The sequence below is a fragment of the Arthrobacter sp. 05N428_2 genome, from assembly GCF_056397065.1.
The window spans coordinates 277407-293577 of sequence record NZ_JBFTMR010000003.1; the positions used below are offsets into that span (position 1 = coordinate 277407).

At 67.9% G+C, this 16171-nt stretch carries 15 protein-coding genes; 8 read left to right on the forward strand and 7 right to left on the reverse strand.

The window, feature by feature from the left end:
• Nucleotides 1-238: 238 nt before the first annotated feature.
• Nucleotides 239-763, forward strand: a complete 525-nt coding sequence (locus AC1DGI_RS04655; protein ID WP_441403001.1) for a hypothetical protein — start codon at nt 239-241, stop codon at nt 761-763.
• A gap of 26 nt (nt 764-789) precedes the next feature.
• On the opposite strand, the gene AC1DGI_RS04660 is transcribed toward AC1DGI_RS04655, so the two are convergent.
• The gene (locus tag AC1DGI_RS04660; protein WP_476897937.1) at nt 790-2292 is read right to left on the reverse strand and encodes an amidohydrolase; all 1503 of its coding nucleotides are present in this window, start codon (nt 2290-2292) and stop codon (nt 790-792) included.
• A gap of 380 nt (nt 2293-2672) precedes the next feature.
• Here AC1DGI_RS04660 and AC1DGI_RS04665 point away from each other — a divergent pair, with 380 nt between their 5' ends.
• The 6 genes from AC1DGI_RS04665 to AC1DGI_RS04690 all read left to right on the forward strand — a co-directional run bounded on the left by AC1DGI_RS04665 (nt 2673) and on the right by AC1DGI_RS04690 (nt 8431).
• Nucleotides 2673-3053 (forward strand): hypothetical protein, encoded by a 381-nt coding sequence (locus tag AC1DGI_RS04665; protein WP_441400413.1) that lies wholly within the window; start codon nt 2673-2675, stop codon nt 3051-3053.
• Nucleotides 3050-4105, forward strand: coding sequence for a zinc-dependent alcohol dehydrogenase family protein (locus AC1DGI_RS04670; protein ID WP_441400415.1), 1056 nt, complete (start codon nt 3050-3052; stop codon nt 4103-4105). Before AC1DGI_RS04665 ends, AC1DGI_RS04670 begins: the two co-directional genes overlap by 4 nt.
• Nucleotides 4106-4181: 76 nt before the next feature.
• Nucleotides 4182-5786, forward strand: a complete 1605-nt coding sequence (locus AC1DGI_RS04675) for a DUF4389 domain-containing protein (RefSeq protein ID WP_476897938.1) — start codon at nt 4182-4184, stop codon at nt 5784-5786.
• 91 nt (nt 5787-5877) lie between these two features.
• Nucleotides 5878-6657, forward strand: a complete 780-nt coding sequence (locus AC1DGI_RS04680) for an SDR family NAD(P)-dependent oxidoreductase (protein ID WP_476897939.1) — start codon at nt 5878-5880, stop codon at nt 6655-6657.
• Nucleotides 6658-6772: 115 nt separating this feature from the next.
• Nucleotides 6773-7492 (forward strand): SGNH/GDSL hydrolase family protein, encoded by a 720-nt coding sequence (locus AC1DGI_RS04685; RefSeq protein WP_476897940.1) that lies wholly within the window; start codon nt 6773-6775, stop codon nt 7490-7492.
• Nucleotides 7493-7549: 57 nt separating this feature from the next.
• A complete protein-coding gene (locus tag AC1DGI_RS04690) occupies nt 7550-8431 on the forward strand; it encodes a cytochrome c oxidase assembly protein (protein WP_476897941.1) in 882 nt (293 codons plus the stop codon).
• Nucleotides 8432-8463: 32 nt separating this feature from the next.
• Here the strand turns inward: AC1DGI_RS04690 and AC1DGI_RS04695 are convergent, their stop codons facing one another.
• The 4 genes from AC1DGI_RS04695 to AC1DGI_RS04710 form a co-directional block, all read right to left on the reverse strand.
• Nucleotides 8464-9627 (reverse strand): sulfite oxidase, encoded by a 1164-nt coding sequence (locus AC1DGI_RS04695; protein ID WP_476897942.1) that lies wholly within the window; start codon nt 9625-9627, stop codon nt 8464-8466.
• Nucleotides 9628-9738: 111 nt separating this feature from the next.
• Nucleotides 9739-10593: an SDR family oxidoreductase gene (locus AC1DGI_RS04700; protein ID WP_476897943.1), complete on the reverse strand. Its 855-nt coding sequence runs from the start codon at nt 10591-10593 to the stop codon at nt 9739-9741.
• A 2-nt stretch (nt 10594-10595) separates the two neighbouring features.
• Nucleotides 10596-11600, reverse strand: a complete 1005-nt coding sequence (locus AC1DGI_RS04705; RefSeq protein ID WP_441400428.1) for an aldo/keto reductase family protein — start codon at nt 11598-11600, stop codon at nt 10596-10598.
• Between the two features lie 40 nt (nt 11601-11640).
• Nucleotides 11641-12240, reverse strand: coding sequence for a hypothetical protein (locus AC1DGI_RS04710; RefSeq protein WP_476897944.1), 600 nt, complete (start codon nt 12238-12240; stop codon nt 11641-11643).
• Nucleotides 12241-12551: 311 nt separating this feature from the next.
• Here AC1DGI_RS04710 and AC1DGI_RS04715 point away from each other — a divergent pair, with 311 nt between their 5' ends.
• Entirely contained in the window at nt 12552-12980 is a 429-nt protein-coding gene (locus AC1DGI_RS04715) for a YchJ family protein (RefSeq protein WP_441400374.1), read from the forward strand.
• Here the strand turns inward: AC1DGI_RS04715 and AC1DGI_RS04720 are convergent.
• Together AC1DGI_RS04720 and AC1DGI_RS04725 are read right to left on the reverse strand one after the other, a co-directional pair.
• Nucleotides 12977-13954: a TIGR04086 family membrane protein gene (locus AC1DGI_RS04720; RefSeq protein ID WP_476897945.1), complete on the reverse strand. Its 978-nt coding sequence runs from the start codon at nt 13952-13954 to the stop codon at nt 12977-12979. The two genes, AC1DGI_RS04715 and AC1DGI_RS04720, sit on opposite strands and share 4 nt — an antisense overlap.
• A 166-nt stretch (nt 13955-14120) precedes the next feature.
• Complete coding sequence (locus tag AC1DGI_RS04725) at nt 14121-16136, reverse strand: acyl-CoA dehydrogenase family protein (RefSeq protein ID WP_476897946.1); 2016 nt, start codon at nt 16134-16136, stop codon at nt 14121-14123.
• Between the last annotated feature and the right edge of the window lie 35 nt (nt 16137-16171).

Sequence of the window (16171 nt, forward strand, 5' to 3'; positions counted from 1 at the left end):
CATCGAGCTGCGCCCCGATACCCGCGCCTAACTGCTCTGCGGGGACCCCGGCGTCGGCCTGTTCACGGCGCTGGAGCCGATCGAAGGTCACGGCGGTCCGGGCCTGCAGCGCTGGTTTGGAAGCCGCTCCGGACCCCCTGCTTGTCGTCCACACTTAAAGTGTCCTCGTGACCACCGACAATTGAGGAAGCCGCAAATTCGTCGGCTTCGCAGGAACGACTCCAGAGCCAAGGAACCCATGCCGATCAACCGACAGTCACTGAAACAGGACGGGTTCACCGGGTTCCGGCCGCTCGCGGAGCTGGACATCAACCGGATTCCGCAGAAGCCCGGGATCTTCGCGGTGCTGCGGCCCGAGAGCCCGGGACCCCTAAACCTCCGGCCGCATTTCCTCGCCAAAAGCACCGCGGGCGTGTTCAAGAAGAAGGACCCCACCCTGAAGGCGGATGTGCTCGACGACGAATGGGTCGACGGCGCCGACGTCGTGTACCTGGGCAAGGCCGGGCCCGGGAGCAAGGGTAACCGCGGGCTTCGCCGGCAGATCCAGGAGTTCGTTGACTTTGGCGCGGGCAAGCCGCCGGGCCACTGGGACGGCCGGCTGGTCTGGCAGCTGGCCGGCGCGAAGAAGCTGGTCATCGCCTGGAAAGAGCTGCCGGTTGACCAGCTCACTCTGGCCGAAGCCGGGTATCACGCCGCGTTCGTGGAGGAGTACGGCCGGTTGCCGTTCGCCAACTTGGTCCAGGCCCGGGTCAAAGGCAACTGACAGGACAGGCGGGTAAACCCTTAACGCTAGATCCCGGCCCCGTGCGTGAACCGTCCTGCCAGCAGCGTCGCGGCCACCGGCATCGCGGCAAACTCGGCGTCCGAAACAGCCAGCGGGTCGGCGTCGAGCACGACGACGTCGGCCGGGTCGCCGACGCGAATCCGGCGCCGCCCTCGCGACGACGCCGCCAGCGCCTCCTGCCGGGTAAGCACCTGTTCCGGGTGCCACGGCGCGCGCCCGTCCCCGCGCGCCCGGGTGGTGGCGGCGGACATCGCGGTCCAGGGTTCCAACGGCGCCACCGGCGCGTCGGAGCCAAGCGCCAGCGTGGCTCCGGCGTCGAGCAGGGAGCGCAGCGGGAACGCCCGCTCCGTCCGGCCCGGCCAATTGGAGTCGGCGGCGTCGCGGTCATCGAGTGCATGGGCGGGCTGCACGCTGGCCGTGAGGCCCAGTCCGCCGAACCGGGCAAAGTCCTGCTGCCGGACAAACTGGGCATGCTCGACCCTGCCCGCAATCCCGGCTGCCGCGAACGCGTTCAGCGCCACTTCGTTGGCGCCGTCGCCGATTGCGTGCACCGCCGGGACGAACCCGGTTTCGCGGGCCCGCAGCAGCAGCTCCAGCAGTTCCGCCTCGCCCACTGTCAGCAGCCCGTGTCCGCCGTTCGGGTAGGGGTCGACGCAAAACGCCGTGCGCGTGTTCAGGGACCCGTCGATCAGCACCTTCAACGGCCCTACCCGCAGAAGTCCACCGCTCCCGGGCACCAGTTGGCCGGTCCGCAGGCCCTCCCCGGCGGCCCGGTCCAGATCCTGGGGGTAAACCCCGGCGTCCACCCGGACGGAGTCGAAGCCCGCCACGATTCGGCGCAGCCAGGGGTCCCGGTTCCAGACCATTTCAAAGTCCACGATTCCGACGACGCCGCGTGCGGCGGCTGCCCGTCCAGCGCCGCTGACCAGGGCGTCGACCGCGTCGTCGGGCAGCCGCCCCAGTTCCCGGGTCAGTTCAAACGCCGGATCCTCGCGGAGCAGGCCGTCAGCGCCCACGGGGACGCCGTAGCGCGCGGCAGCCGCGCTATTGAGCCACACACAGTGCAGATCGTGGCTGACCAGCGCCGTCGCGACGCCGCCGGTGGCGCCGTCGAGCAGTTCAAGACTGGGCATGTCTCCCCAGACGGCGTCCCGGAATCCCACTGCCACGAGCGTCGGACCGTCAGCGCGCTGGCTCCCCAGCTGAGAGCGCACGACGGCGGCGGCCTCCAGGGCGGAGGCGGCGCCGGACACATCGATTCGGTCGGCGGCCAGGGCCCACTGCGTCATGTGGACATGCTCGTCCCACAGCCCCGGAATCACGAAGCGGCCACCGAGGTCCACCACCTCTGCACCGCGCAGCGCCGGACCGGCTTCTGAACCCGCCGGCACAATCCGTGCAACGACGCCGTCCGTAATGAAAATGTCACAAAGCATATTTTGGCCGGGTTGTCGGACCGAGGCGAGCGCGACGTCCCGGCGGGCGGGGGGAGGGGCGTTTTTCGGCATAGGGACAGGCTAGAAGCACGATTAGCAGCCAGCAACTACCACCCCACCGGTCACTGCCTCCTCACGGCTCCCGGACCTGCGCGCCCACGCCGGGGGCAAGGGACTTAAGCCCCCTTGCCTGTCAATGGCGGCGAAGCCATTCTGGAGTTGGGGCGGTTCCTGCACGGTAATTGGGGGATGAACCGTTCCGCTCGAAGTATCGGTCTCGCTAGGACCTGGAGTGGGGAAAAGGCTGTTGCACTTTCCAGCTTGGGTAGGAAAGGCAGGACACAGGCCACCATGAGCATTCGATTCTTGTTCGCAGCACACCGTCCACAAACTCAACCTCTGTCGCACTTGCAGCGCGGCTGGCCAGAACCACACCCGAGTTCTGATGCCGTATGAGCAACTTGCGCCATCTGAACCACGCCAGCCGTGCCCGGTCGTACCACGCGCACCCCTCCCACGGCGATCCGCGTATCAAAGTTGTCATCCGGATCGACCCCATCGGAGAGTGCGCCCGGGTGGAGGTGCGCGGCGTCGTCACGACCGAGAACATCCGTGCCCTGTATGTCGTCTGCCGCCGCGTCGCCACTAAACTCGCCGGCTACGAGCTCGTCGTGGATCTCGCCCACGCCCGGGTCACCGAGGCGGCCTTCGAGGAACTCCGCGAGCATGCCCGCCGGGCCATCGTTTCGTCCGGCATCGACTCCTCGGTCACCCCGTGCCGCCTGCGGATTGTCGATCCGCCGGTCATCCTAAGAGCAAAGGAACTTGCATGAAAGCCCTCGTATACGGCGGTCCGGGCCAGAAGTCCTGGACGGATGTCCCTGATCCGAAGATCCAGAACCCCACTGACGTGATCGTCAAGGTGGACACCACCACCATCTGCGGCACCGACCTCCACATCCTCAAGGGTGACGTCCCCGCCGTCACCACGGGCCGGATTCTCGGCCACGAAGGCGTGGGAACCATCACCGAAACAGGATCCTCCGTGACCGGTCTCAAAGTCGGCGACCGGGTCATCATTTCCTGCATCAAATCCTGCGGACACTGCGCGAACTGCAAGACTGGCCTCTATTCGCACTGCATGGGCGACGAAGGCCAATCGGGAATCGGCTGGGTCTTCGGCCACCTGATTGACGGCACCCAGGCCGAATATGTCCGCGTCCCCTACGCCGAAAACTCGCTCCACCTGCTGCCTGAAGGCGTCAGCGACGAGCGGGCAGTCATGCTGTCCGACATCCTCCCCACCGGGTTTGAGATCGGCGTGCAGTACGGGCGGGTCAAGCCCGGCGACACTGTGGCCGTGGTCGGTGCGGGCCCGGTCGGTCTGGCCGCCATCGCCACCGCCGGCCTTTACGGCGCAGCCACCATCATCGCCATCGACCTTGACGCCAACCGGCTGGAGAAATCCCGCGAGTTCGGCGCTACCGACGTCGTGCTCTCCGGCGATGCCGACTGGAAGGACCAGGTCCTGGCCCTCACCGACGGGCAGGGCGTTGACGTGGCCATCGAGGCGGTCGGCATCCCGGCCACCTTCAGCATGTGTACCCAGATTGTCCGCCCCGGCGGCAACGTGGCCAACGTGGGAGTGCACGGCAAGTCGGTGGAACTGCACGTCGAAGACCTATGGATCCAAAACATCAACATCAGCATGGGCTTGGTCAACGCCAACACCACCCCGATGCTGCTCAAGCTGGTGGCCCAGAACAAGGTGCCGGCCGAGAAGTTCGCGACCCACCATTTCACTTTCGACCAGTTCCTGGACGCTTACGACACCTTTGCCCGCGCCGCGGAAACGAAGGCCCTGAAAGTGGTCATCAGCGCGTGAAGACCGACCAGGCGGGACCGCGGGAGACACCGCCGCAGGGGGCGTCGGGTCGGCCATGAGACCGGGCCGGATAGTTATGCTGGTGCTCGGCACGCTCGCTGCGTTGCTGGGCCTGGGACTCCTGGCCGGGGCCGGCTTCACCGGCTGGGCCAACTATCAGCAGCGCGACGGCGGATTCTTCACCACACCGTCCGAGCGCTACACCGTGGACTCTTACGCCCTGACGTCGCCGCGGCTAAACGTCATGATCGACGCCGGTCCCTCCGGCGTGGACCCGGCCGCGATGGCGGGCAGCGTGTTGCTGCGGGGGTCGGCCGCCGACTCCGCGCAGCAGATCTTCATCGGCATCGCACCGCAGGCTGACGTCGCGACGTACCTCAGCGACGTCAAGCACTCCGAGCTCACCGAGGTCCGCTTTTCGCCCTTCCGGGTTCAATACCGTGACGTTGCCGGCACGAAACCGCCCGCCCGGCCAGCCGACCAGAAATTCTGGACGGCGTCAGCGGCCGGTCCCGGCACCCAGGAACTCAAATGGGACCTGCGCTCCGGGAACTGGGCTGTGGTGATCATGAACGCGGATGCGAGCAGCCCGGTCTCCGTGGATCTGCGCGGCGGCGCCCGCTCCGACCTGCTGTGGCCGGTGTTCCTCGGGCTGCTGATCGGCGGCGTTGTGCTGTTGGCCGTCGGCGTGCCGCTGATCGTGGCTGGTGCGGCCGGGCTGGGCCGCGGCGGCCCGCCGGAGGGACCCGGGCAGCAACCGCATCCCGGGCAACCCCAGGCAGGGACCCCGGCTCCGGGGCAGCCGTACGCACAGGCTCCGGCCGCGGCCGGTTCCCTGGCCGCAGCCGCCCCGCCCGGCGGCTACGTCTATCCGGCGCGGCTCAGCGGCTATCTGGACCCGCAACTGTCCCGCTGGCTCTGGCTGGTCAAGTGGTTCCTGGCCATCCCGCACTTCATTGTGCTGTTCTTTCTGTGGTTCGCTTTCGTGGTCACCACCATCGTGGCCGGGTTCGCGATCCTGTTCACCGGCCGCTATCCGCGCTCGCTGTTCAACTTCAATGTGGGCGTGATCCGCTGGAACTGGCGGGTGGCCTTCTATTCCTACTCGGCCCTCGGGACGGACCAGTACCCGCCGTTCACACTCGCCCGCACCGGCTATCCGGCGGATTTCGACGTCGACTACCCGGAAAAGCTCTCCCACGGACTGGTGCTGGTGAAGTCCTGGCTGCTGGCCATCCCGCACCTGCTGATTGTCGGCATCCTCACCGGGACCACGCGCGGCTGGGGCGCCGACGGTTACCGGGTCGACGGGCAGTGGGTTCAGCAGAACGCCGGCATCTCCCTGATCGGGCTGCTGGTGCTCATCGCCGGTGTGATCCTGCTCTTCACCGGCCAGTACTGGCGCGGTCTGTTCGACCTGCTGCTGGGCCTGAACCGCTGGATCTACCGCGTCATCACGTATGTGGCGCTGATGCGGGATGAATATCCGCCGTTCCACCTGGACATGGGGCCGACTGACCCCGGAGACCGCGAGCCGGTTACGACGGCGGGGCCGCCTATCGCCCCCGCCTACGGCCAGCCGGGCCCCGCCGTAGGTCCGCAGGATCAGCCGCCGGGCTTCTACGGCATCGGCGGTCCCTCCGCGTCAGTTCCCCCGGAGCAGGCACCGCCTCAACCCTGACCCGGCGCGTGGGCTGACTTCCCCTTGCCACCGAACCCTGGCGAGAACATAGTTGAGGGAATTCACCACCCGCGGCGGGAGGCAGGGATCGATGCTTACTAACCAGATGCCGGCTGGCGGCCTGCTGCAGGGCAAGACTGCGCTGGTCTACGGGGCCGGCGGTGCGATCGGCGGAGCGGTATCACGGGCCTTCGCCGCGGAGGGCGCCACTGTTCATCTCGCCGGCCGGACTGAATCGCGCCTGGAAAAGGTCGCCCGGGACATCCGGCAGGACGGCGGCCGGGCGGAAATCGCTGTCGTCGACGCCCTGGATGAGGAGCAAGTGGACGCGTTTGTCGACGCGGTGGCCAAGAAGACCAAGCGGATCGACATTTCCGTCAACGTCATTTCCTTTGGCGACATCCAGCAGCCGCTGATGGAAATCGATGCGAACGACTTTACCCAGCCGATCACGCTGGCCGCCCGCACCCACTTTCTGACCACCCGGGCCGCGGCCGGCTACATGGTCAAACAAAAGTCCGGCGTCGTGTTGATGTTCGGCGGCTCCGGCCCGCAGACGCTGCCGGGGCTCGGCGGTTTCAAAGTCGCGCTGGATGCGATGGAGGGCCAGCGACGGCAGTGGGCACTGGAGCTGGGGAAATTCGGCGTGCGCGTCGTCACGATGGTCTCCGGCGGCATCATCGAGACCATCCCCTGGCAAGCGGAGGGCCGGGAAGAAATCGTGAAGGAGATCGCACAGACCGCCCACCTGAACCGCACCGCTACCTTGGCGGACGTCGGCAACGTGGCGAGCTTCATCGCCTCGGAAAAAGCCGGCGCCATCACCGACGCCACCATCAACATCTCCAGCGGCGCAATCGTGGATTACTGAGCTTTTCCGGCTGCCGGTCAGCTCCGGGCAATACCGATGAAACATCCAAGGGGGGACAATGGCTTGATAAGGGTGCCGAACCGGCGCCCGCCAATCCGCGGCAGGAGGCGGAACCATGCGGACCAGCGCGTCGCTCCGAGTGCGCCACCGCCGGCTTGCCGAGGCGGGGGTGTTGCTTTGCCTGGTGCCCATGGCGGCGGCCAGCGCGCAGCAGCCGGCGGTTACGGCAGCTCCGTCGGCGCGGGTTGTGGTTGTCGGGGACTCGCTGAGCACCGGACACGGCACCTCGCCGGCGCAGGCCTGGCCGGCCCTGCTCCGGGCCGACCCGGTCTTCGCCGGAGTGCAGGTGGTCAACGCTGCGGAGAACGGCAGCGGCTATGTCAGGCCCGGGGATTCAGACGGCACGTTCGGGACCCAGGTGAACCAGTTCGTCACCGCGGGGACCGGCGTCGTCGTCTTTTTCGGCTCAGAAAACGACCTCGGCTACGCCACGAGCGACGTCGGCGCTGCCGCCTCGGCAGCGATCACGCACGCTGAGGCCCTCGCGCCGGCCGCGAAGATCATCGTCGTCGGTCCGCCGTCGTATTCCGGCGATCCTGATCCGGGGCTGCTGGACATCCGCGGACAGCTCAAGTCCGCGGCGCAGGGGGCCGGCGCCGAATTTGTCGATCCGATTGCGGAAAGCTGGATCAGCGACGACGTCGAAGAGTTGATCGGCCCGGACGGCGACCACCCGACGGTGGCCGGGCAGCACTACCTTCTTGAGCACATCGCCGCCCTCATCGAGCAGGCGTCACCGGAGCCCCCGGCTGCACCGGGACGGCCCGCGGAGTGACGTGCCGGGCCATGACGTTCCGGGCGTGCTCCAAGCAAGAGCGGCTATCCTAGGCCGATGCCGCCTCTTGACGCCGTTCTTACCGCCTGGCAATTCGATTGGACCGCGCTGGCGGTCATCGTGGCCTCCGGTGTGCTGTACGGACTCGCGCTCAAGTCCGTGGCTGCCAAGGGGCGCCGTTGGCCACTCTGGCGGACCTTGGCCTTCTACGTCCTCGGCCTGGGCGCCCTGACGGTTCTCACCTGCGGTTTCACCGGCGTCTACAGCGCCCAGCTGCGTTGGGCGTTCACCCTGAAAATAACGCTGATGCTCTTCGTGGTCCCCCTCCTGATCGGCCTGGGGAAGCCGCTGTCCCTGGCCCGTGCAGCGCTTTCGCCGTCGGGCACCGCACGGCTGGACGGCGTGCTCTCCAACCGCCTCGTCCGGCTCGTGAGCAACTCCATGGTGGCGCCGTTGCTGGGGCTGGCGCTCTTTTCCACGTTTCTGACCCCGGCGTTCTACACCCTGCGCACGAATCCGTTGGCCGAGGCGCTCCTGACCGTCGGGATACCGGTGCTGGGCCTGCTGATGGCGCTCCCGATCATCGAAGAAGCGGACTTCCACCGGTCCAGCGCGTTCATCACCCTCGAGATCTTGTTCGTCTTCATTGAGTTACTGGTCGACGCCGTGCCCGGCATCCTGTTGCGGCTGAACGGCCAGGTCCTCGACCACATCACCACCCGGCAGTCGACCCTGGCCTGGTTTCCGGATCCACTGCGTGACCAGCAATTGGCGGGAGACCTCCTGTGGTTCATCTGCGAGATTGTCGACCTGCCGCTGATCATCCTGATGTTCATGCGGTTTTCCCGCAGTGACAAGCGCGAGGCCCGCGGCTTCGATGACCTGACCGACGAACAACTCGACGCACTGAATGCCGAGCACCTGCGGCGCGGCCGCTGAAGCCCCCGCGGTACCGGGCTGACCCCTCACGCCTAGGCCGCCTCTTCCACGGTGACCTGGATCCGTTGCACCACGTTGTTGCCCATGCCCTGGTAGTTCCAGACAGGTTCAAGCGGCTGGGTGGCGCCGCTGGCGTCCGTGGCCCGGCAGGACAGTTCGTGCTGCCCCGGGTCCGCCACCCACGGCGTCGACCAGGCGGACCAGGCGAACGGAGCTGCCGGATGGTCCAATTGCGCCGGCACCCATTTGCCGTCGATCCCAACCTCGACCCGCAGGACGTCGCCCTGGCCGGACCAAGCCCGGCCCGTAAGCATCACGGGCCCTGCGGGCAGGAAGCGGTTCCGGCTGAAAAAGTCCGGGACCCCCGGCGGGACCATCAACGAACGCACCTTCATCCAGGTGACCGGGGTGCCGGCGTCGTCCGCGTCCTGCTGGTAGCGGTACGCGACGGACTGTTGGAAACCATCGAACGGCTTGGTCAATACCTTGATCGAGGAGAGCCACTTGACGCTCGCCATCCCGTACCAGCCGGGCACCACGAGCCGCAGCGGGTAGCCGTGTTGCGGTGGCAGTTCGGTGCCGTTCATCCGGTACGCCAGCACGACGTCGGGGCGCAGCGCCTGGTCGATCGGCAGGCTGCGCGCATACTGCTGGAGCAGCCCGCCCTGGATCCCGGCGTCGGCCCCGGTGAACGAGACCTCCACGGCGTCGTCGTCCACGCCGGCCCGGGTTAGCAGGTAAGCCAGTGGGACCCCGGTCCAGACGGCGGTACCGACACCCTCCAGCGTCCAAGGCTGGCTCAACGGCCGCGGCTTCAGCAGGGAGCGGCCGTTGCCGGCGCACTCCAGCGTGACCGGGACGCTGATGCTCGGCGCCCGGCGGAGCGCCCGGAGGTTCAGTTCCAGCGACTGCCGCACTGCCCCGCCCAACCTCAGATGCCAGGACTCCCCGTCGGTGGCCGGGATATCGAAGTGGTCGAGGAGATAGTGCAGTCCCGGCGGTGTCACGTCGTTTCGCAAGGCCTCGAGCGGCATCGAATGATTCCGAACGGCCAGCTGCAACTCTTCGGCCGTGAGCGGTCCGTGGCTGGGCTCACCGGGGTGCGGCGCCGGCTTCGGTGTCGGCCGGTTCGCGGTAAGACCAGTCGGGCCGGCCGGGGTGTGCAGGGACAGTTGCTTGGGCAGTTGTTCGGTCATTGGACTGCGATTCTGTTCCGGACCAGCCCGGTTTTGGACCGGTGTCACCGTCTTCAGGTCTACGCCGCGCCCCGGAAGCCGTCAATACTGGGCCAGCCCCGCAGCCGCCGCCTAGATGGTGTGGGCCCCGGCCAGGAAGTCCGCAAGTCCCCGCGGTTCCCGGCCGGTGAGCTCGTGGACGGCCGACGTCGGGCCGGCCAGTTCGCCGGCGGCGATGGCGGTGTAGGTGCTGACCCAGGCGTCCACTTGCCACGGCGGCGCGCCGTATTGTTCCCGGGAGGCGTAAGCCTCCTCAAGGGTCTCGTTCCGGTAGGTGACGGTGCGGCCGGTCCCGGCGGTCAGCAGCTCCGCGGCCGCGGCCAGGGAAATGTCTTCCGGGCCGGTCAGGTCATAGCTCCGGCCCACGTGGAGTGCAGGGTCGCCCAGCACCGTCAGGGCGGAGCGTGCGATGTCGGCCCGGGCGACGGCCGCCATGACGCCATCCCCGGCGGGGCCGCGGATCACGCCGTCCTCGCCGGCCAACAACGGGAGGAAGTCCAGATAGAAGTTGTCCCGCAGGATGGTGTAGTCCATCCCTGAGGCCTTGATCCGTTCCTCGGTGGCATAGTGGTCCCGCCCCAGCGTAAACGTGCACTCAGGCGCGGCACCGAAGAACGAGGTGTAGACAATATGCTGCACCCCGGCTTCGGCGGCGGCGTCGACGAAGGTGTAGTGCTGTTGCAGGCGGTCCTCAGCCTCGGCGGCGGAGACCATAAACAAGGTTTTCACCCCGGCCAGCGACTCACGGGCCTGTGCCGCGTCGGCGTAGCTGACCGCCACGGGAACGGCGCCCTCGAGGTCCGGGGCGCGGCCGGTGTCGCGAACCAGCAGCCGCTGGGCGCCGCCCGCGGCCGCCAGCAGGCGTGCCAGCTGGCCACCGAGCTGTCCGGTGGATCCGGTGACGGCGAGTTCCGGCAGCTTCGCCATGGCTAGGCCTCGCGGGAGGCGGGAGACTTGGTCTGTGCCGGGTCGCGTTCGGCGAGGGAACCGATGGCGGCGTCGATCTTGTCCATGATCGCCGGGTCCAACTTCACACCGGCTGCGGCCACGTTGCCGGCAATCTGCTCCGGGCGGGAGGCTCCCATGATGGCCGAGGCCACATTCTTGTTTTGCAGCACCCATGCGAGACTCAGCTGGGCCATGGTCAGCCCGGCCTCCTCCGCGATCGGCTTGAGCTGCTGCACTCCGGTAAGGACCTCATCGGACATCCAGCGCTCGATCATCCGGGCGCCCCCCTTGGCGTCGGTGGCGCGGCTTCCCTGGGGAGCGGCTTTGCCAGGGTGGTACTTGCCGCTGAGCACGCCTTGGGCCATCGGTGACCAGACGATCTGGGAGAGTCCGAGCTCCTCCGAGGTCGGAACCACCTCGGCCTCGATGACCCGCCACAGCATGGAGTACTGGGGCTGGTTGGAGATCAGCTGGAAGCCGAGGTCCTTGGCGAGGGCGTGGCCGTCGCGGATCTGGTTCGCCGTCCACTCACTGACGCCGATGTACAACGCCTTGCCTTGCCGCACGATGTCGGCGAACGCCTGCATGGTCTCTTCCAGCGGCGTCTCGAAGTCGTAGCGGTGCGCCTGGTAGAGGTCAACGTAGTCCGTCTGCAACCGGGACAGGGAGCCGTTGATGGATTCCATGATGTGTTTGCGGGAGAGCCCAAGGTCGTTGTGGCCCTTGGGTCCGGTGGGTCCGAAGACCTTGGTGAAGATTTCCAGCGACTCGCGCCGCTCGTCCTTCAGCGCCTCACCGAGGACCGTCTCGGCCGCCGTGTTGGCGTAGACGTCCGCCGTGTCGAAGCTGCTGATGCCGGCGTCAAGCGCCGCCCGCACGCACTGGGTGGCGACGTCGTTCTCCACCTGCGAGCCGTGGGTGAGCCAGTTGCCGAAGGTGATTTCCGAAATTTTGAAGCCGCTGTGCCCGAGGTATCTGAATTCCATGGGTTCCAACGTAGCCCAGATGACCGTCCGGGGTAAGGGCTTAGCTGGCCTTGCGCTGCTGGTCCCGCGGCTGGACCTGCTGCCCCGGCTGGTGCTTGAGCGTGGTGAGCGAACCGGTGTCCAGAACCGGGCTCGCCGGAAGCTGTGGCTTCGCGAAGGCGCGCGGCGCGGACGTGAGATTGCCGTTGCGGTCGGTCGCGGACTCGACCAAGGGCCCGACTTCCTTGATCTCGCGGGCCGGCGCCTTCGGGCTGGGCAGTTCGCGGACGGACACCCTGACTTCCGGCGCGGCTTCCGCCCTGGCCCGAGCGCTGGCGCGTTCGTCGGCGCGTGCGACGGCGGCGGCCCAGTCGGGGGAGAGCTGGGGTGCATTGCGGGCCGGTTTGGCGGGCCGCGCCGCTCCGGCGGACCGCGCCGTTCCGGCGGACGTGGCCGGCTTCGCGGTCTTGTCGCGGGCTGTGCCGCGGTCGGACGCGCGGTCCTGGAACAGGGCGGTGGCGGCCATGGCCAGCAGCCGTCCGACGCCGGCCAGCAGCAGAGTGATGACAAAAGCGGCGAAAACCCCGAGGAACAACACAAGGCCGGCGGCGAGGGTGCCGAAAAAGGTCAGGTTCATGGCGATCGTTGTCGGGTCTTCCACTTCGCCTCTCCAATCCAGCCTGCAGTGAGGTCCGTGCCGCAATCATCTCGCCGGGCACCAGCCCCGCTTAACCATACGGACATTTTTGGCCGGACACGCGAGGAACCGGGCCACGGCAGCAGGATGTGTCCAAGCTGATACCTTCGCCCCCGGGCGGGCGCAGGAGTCCCGCGCCCGGAGCGTCGCGCTGCCGGCGTCTATAGTCGGAAGCAGCCCGGGCCGGACGCGCCGGGCCGGAGTGACCCCCGAAAGGATTCCCCGGAAAGACTCCCCGGAAGGACTCGGCGGAACGCCCCCTGGAAGGACAAACAGTGACGCACCGGCAGGCAGCCAGTTCCGGGCCCGAGGGGACCCCTTACGCGGGCAATTGCCCATGCCTTTCCGGCGAGCAGTACGTCGACTGCTGCGGCCGCTTCCATCGCGGCGAGGCGGCGGCGCCCACCGCGGAGCAGCTCATGCGTGCCCGCTACAGCGCGTTCGTGGTGCTGGACGCTGGCTACCTGCTGCGCACCTGGTATCCGGGCACCCGGCCCGCCACGCTGGAGTTGGATCCGGACGTGCAGTGGCGGCGCCTGGACATCGTCTCGACGGTGCGCGGCGGACCGCTGGACATTGAGGGTACCGTCGAGTTCAAGGCCTATTTTCGGCACGACGGCGAACGCCGGGTCCAGCATGAAACCAGCCGTTTCCGGCGTGAGGACCGCCGCTGGTACTACGTCGACGGCCTCACGCCCGCCTAACGTTCCTCGACGGTCTCCACCGGAGTGAAGCCCGCGCGGTCCACCTTGCGGTGGAAGTGCATGCCCGCGAGGCCGCCCAGCATGGCGCCGATGAGGGCCACGACCGCCACGACAACCGCCGCGATGATGCCCGCGGTGGTGAGGTCGCCTTCGTTGACCGGGATCCGCGGGAAGCTGTTCAGGTTCGCCAGGACGTTGTACTGCTGGCCGGCGGTCAGGGCCAGGACGGCGACGACGATTGCCGCGATCAACGCCCAGATCCACACCATCAGGCCCTGGCGGGCGCCGTTGAAACGGGCCATCCGGCCTGCCACGTAGCCGCCGCAGTAGTAGGACACGAAGAGGATTACGAGCAGAGCTATGATGCCCGCGATCCCGACGCTTTGGCTCTTCGAGGCCTGGTTGACGGCGTCGTTGACGTTGGTGTTGGTGGCGAGGCCGACGGCGGTGCCGGCGGCGGCGACCAAGGCAGTCAACAGCACGGCCATGCCGGTGGCGGCGAGCCAGCCGAAGAAGGCGGAGCCGATCTTGATGCCCCCGTACTGCTCCTTCTCGCGGGCCACCACGGTCTGGCGGGTGGGGACCTCTTCGATAACGTCGTCGTGGACGTGGCGGTCATCGCGGGTCCCGTGGATCACCCTGCCGTCACGGCCTGCGGTGCCCGCGGCGGCTGCACCGGCGAGTGGCGCAGCGGGCAAAGCGCGGGTGTCGTCTGAGCGCTCCGCGCGGGCGTCTGCAGGGGCGTCAGCACGGTGCTCCGCATGGTGTTCGGCCCGGTCTTCGGCGCGGACTTCAGCCCGGTCCTCGGAGCGCGCCGCGGCGCGGCGTTCCGCTTGATCATCGGCCGTCACCGGATGTGCGGCCGTCGCGCCGTCCTGGCGGGCGTCGTGGATCCGGGCGTCCCGTCCAAGGGGTCCGCCGTCCTCGCGTGCGCGTCGGGGCATGCGGTCTTCGGGGCCTGCTGTGCTGCTCATGATGGCTGCTCGCTTTCATTGATTGACCCGGGCCCATTGCTTGAGCCGGGCACTGCAATGCTTCGACCGTCATCAGGTCTTGCCTCCACCTAATCACGTCGGCGGCGTAGATAGCAAGGATGCTTACTATTCAGTTCTCCTGTCGTGTGGCGGGCATATACCCACGTCAGCGGTACTTTCGGTGCAAGTTCTCCTTCGCCGAGGCGCGGGGGCTGGCATCCGCGATCCAGGGTCCTGTGCCTTCGGACTGGTCAAGTACGCCGGCCTCGAGCCACTCGTAGTCCCCGGCGAGGACACGGCGGGTCAGCGACCGGTCGCCGTCGTCGGTATTGCGCCAGAGCTGGTCGAAATACTCCTCGACCCGGACCCGCGCCTGCTCGCAAAATGCGTTCGCGAGCTCGTAGGCCGAGGCGCCGCGTTCGGGAGAGGTCCGCAGCAGCATCTCCGCCCGCGAGCAACACGCCGCCATCGCATAGAGTTCGGCGCCGATGTCCACTATCCGGCCCAGGAAGGCCTGCTTGTGTTCGAGCTTGGCCTGCCAGCGGCCCATCCCGTAGAAAGTCTGCCGGGCCAGCCGTCGCGAGGCCCGTTCCACAAACCGCAGGTGCCTGCCGAGCCGGCCGAAATCCCCGTAGGAGCGCGGATCCATGCCGGTGCCCGCCACCAGTTTCGGCAGCCACCGGGCGTAGAAGCCGGAAGCGCCGACGGCGGCCTTTGCCTTGTCGGAGAGGCTGGCGTCCGCCGAGGCGAGGGCACCCGCGGCGGCCAGATGGGCGTCCACGGCTTCACGTGCGATCAGGAGCCGCATGATTTCCGAAGAGCCCTCGAAGATGCGGTTGATCCGCATATCCCGCAGCTGCTGTTCGGCCTGGACCGCACGTTCGCCGCGGGCCTCGAGCGAGTCGGCCGTTTCGAAGCCCCGGCCGCCGCGGATCTGCACCAGCTCGTCGGCGATCCGGCAGCTGATCTCGGTGGACCAGAGCTTGGCGAGGGCTGCTTCGATCCGGACGTCCTTCTGGCCGGCGTCGGCCAGCTCGGCGGAGAGCTCGAAGACTGCGTCCAGGGCAAACGCGCTGGCGGCGATGAAGGCGATTTTCTTGCCCACCGCCTCATGCTGGCCCACCGGCCGGCCCCATTGGGTGCGGGCGTTGGACCATTCGCGGGCGATCTTCAGGCTCCAGCGGCCGGAAGCCACGCAGAGCGCGGGAATCGACAGGCGCCCGGTATTGAGTGTGGTGAGCGCGATCTTCAGGCCCTGGCCTTCGCGGCCCAGCCGGTTCCCGGCCGGCACCCGGACCTGGTGGAAGCGGGTGACGCCGTTCTCGATGCCGCGCAGCCCCATGAAGGCGTTGCGGTTCTCCACGGTGATGCCGGGGGAGTCCATTTCCACGATGAAGGCGCTGATGCCGCCGCGGTGTTCGGTGCCGTCCGCGTCGGTGTGCGCGGGGACCAGTGCCATCACCACCACAAGTTCCGCGATGACGCCGTTGGTGGTCCACAGCTTCACACCGTCCAGCACGTAGCTTCCGCCGTCCTCCGATAGAACGGCGGTGCTGCCCATCCGGGCCGGGTCGCTGCCGACGTCGGGCTCGGTAAGCAGGAACGCCGTGACGGCGCCGGAAGCGCACCGCGGCAGGTACTCCCGCTGTTGCTCCGGCGTGCCAAAGACCTTGACCGGCTCCGGAACGCCGATCGACTGGTGCGCGGACAGGAGCGCGCCGAGGCTTGGGTGCACCGAGCCCAGCAGTGCCAAGGCCCGGCCGTAGTACACCAGAGACAGGCCCAGGCCGCCGTATTCGCGGGGGATCTTCATGCCAAAGACGCCGAGGGCTGCCAGCCCGGACAGGTACTCGTCGGGGATCAAGGCGTCGCGCTCGATGGTGCGTCCGGACATGGTGCGGCAGAACGCGGTGAGCCGCTCCATGAACGCTTCGCCGCGTTCGACGTCGTCCGCAGGCGCCTGCGGCCACGGATGGACGAGGCCAAGGTCAAAGCTGCCAAGGTAGAGGCCCTTGGCGAAGCTGGGCCGGTCCCAGCTGGTCTCCCGGGCGGCTTCTGCGACGGCCCGGGCATCGGCGGCGGTGGCCTCCGAACCGATCTTTTGCGAGCCTACCGGAACTTCGGCGGCGGGGTTCTCGGCGGCTGGATCCTGGGTGGCTGGGTTATCGACGGCGGAGCTCACTGGGCATCTCCTCTAACCGGGTTGGCCGGCTCGAG

Excerpts from the sequence above, each read along its gene's own strand:
- AC1DGI_RS04685 (WP_476897940.1), top strand. The coding sequence starts at position 6,773 with ATGCGGACCAGCGCGTCGCTCCGAGTGCGCCACCGCCGGCTTGCCGAG.
- AC1DGI_RS04690 (WP_476897941.1), top strand. The coding sequence starts at position 7,550 with ATGCCGCCTCTTGACGCCGTTCTTACCGCCTGGCAATTCGATTGGACC.
- AC1DGI_RS04660 (WP_476897937.1), bottom strand. The coding sequence starts at position 2,292 with ATGCCGAAAAACGCCCCTCCCCCCGCCCGCCGGGACGTCGCGCTCGCC.
- AC1DGI_RS04695 (WP_476897942.1), bottom strand. The coding sequence starts at position 9,627 with ATGACCGAACAACTGCCCAAGCAACTGTCCCTGCACACCCCGGCCGGC.
- AC1DGI_RS04655 (WP_441403001.1), top strand. The coding sequence starts at position 239 with ATGCCGATCAACCGACAGTCACTGAAACAGGACGGGTTCACCGGGTTC.
- AC1DGI_RS04675 (WP_476897938.1), top strand. The coding sequence starts at position 4,182 with ATGCTGGTGCTCGGCACGCTCGCTGCGTTGCTGGGCCTGGGACTCCTG.
- AC1DGI_RS04680 (WP_476897939.1), top strand. The coding sequence starts at position 5,878 with ATGCTTACTAACCAGATGCCGGCTGGCGGCCTGCTGCAGGGCAAGACT.
- AC1DGI_RS04705 (WP_441400428.1), bottom strand. The coding sequence starts at position 11,600 with ATGGAATTCAGATACCTCGGGCACAGCGGCTTCAAAATTTCGGAAATC.
- AC1DGI_RS04665 (WP_441400413.1), top strand. The coding sequence starts at position 2,673 with ATGAGCAACTTGCGCCATCTGAACCACGCCAGCCGTGCCCGGTCGTAC.
- AC1DGI_RS04700 (WP_476897943.1), bottom strand. The coding sequence starts at position 10,593 with ATGGCGAAGCTGCCGGAACTCGCCGTCACCGGATCCACCGGACAGCTC.
- AC1DGI_RS04670 (WP_441400415.1), top strand. The coding sequence starts at position 3,050 with ATGAAAGCCCTCGTATACGGCGGTCCGGGCCAGAAGTCCTGGACGGAT.
- AC1DGI_RS04720 (WP_476897945.1), bottom strand. The coding sequence starts at position 13,954 with ATGAGCAGCACAGCAGGCCCCGAAGACCGCATGCCCCGACGCGCACGC.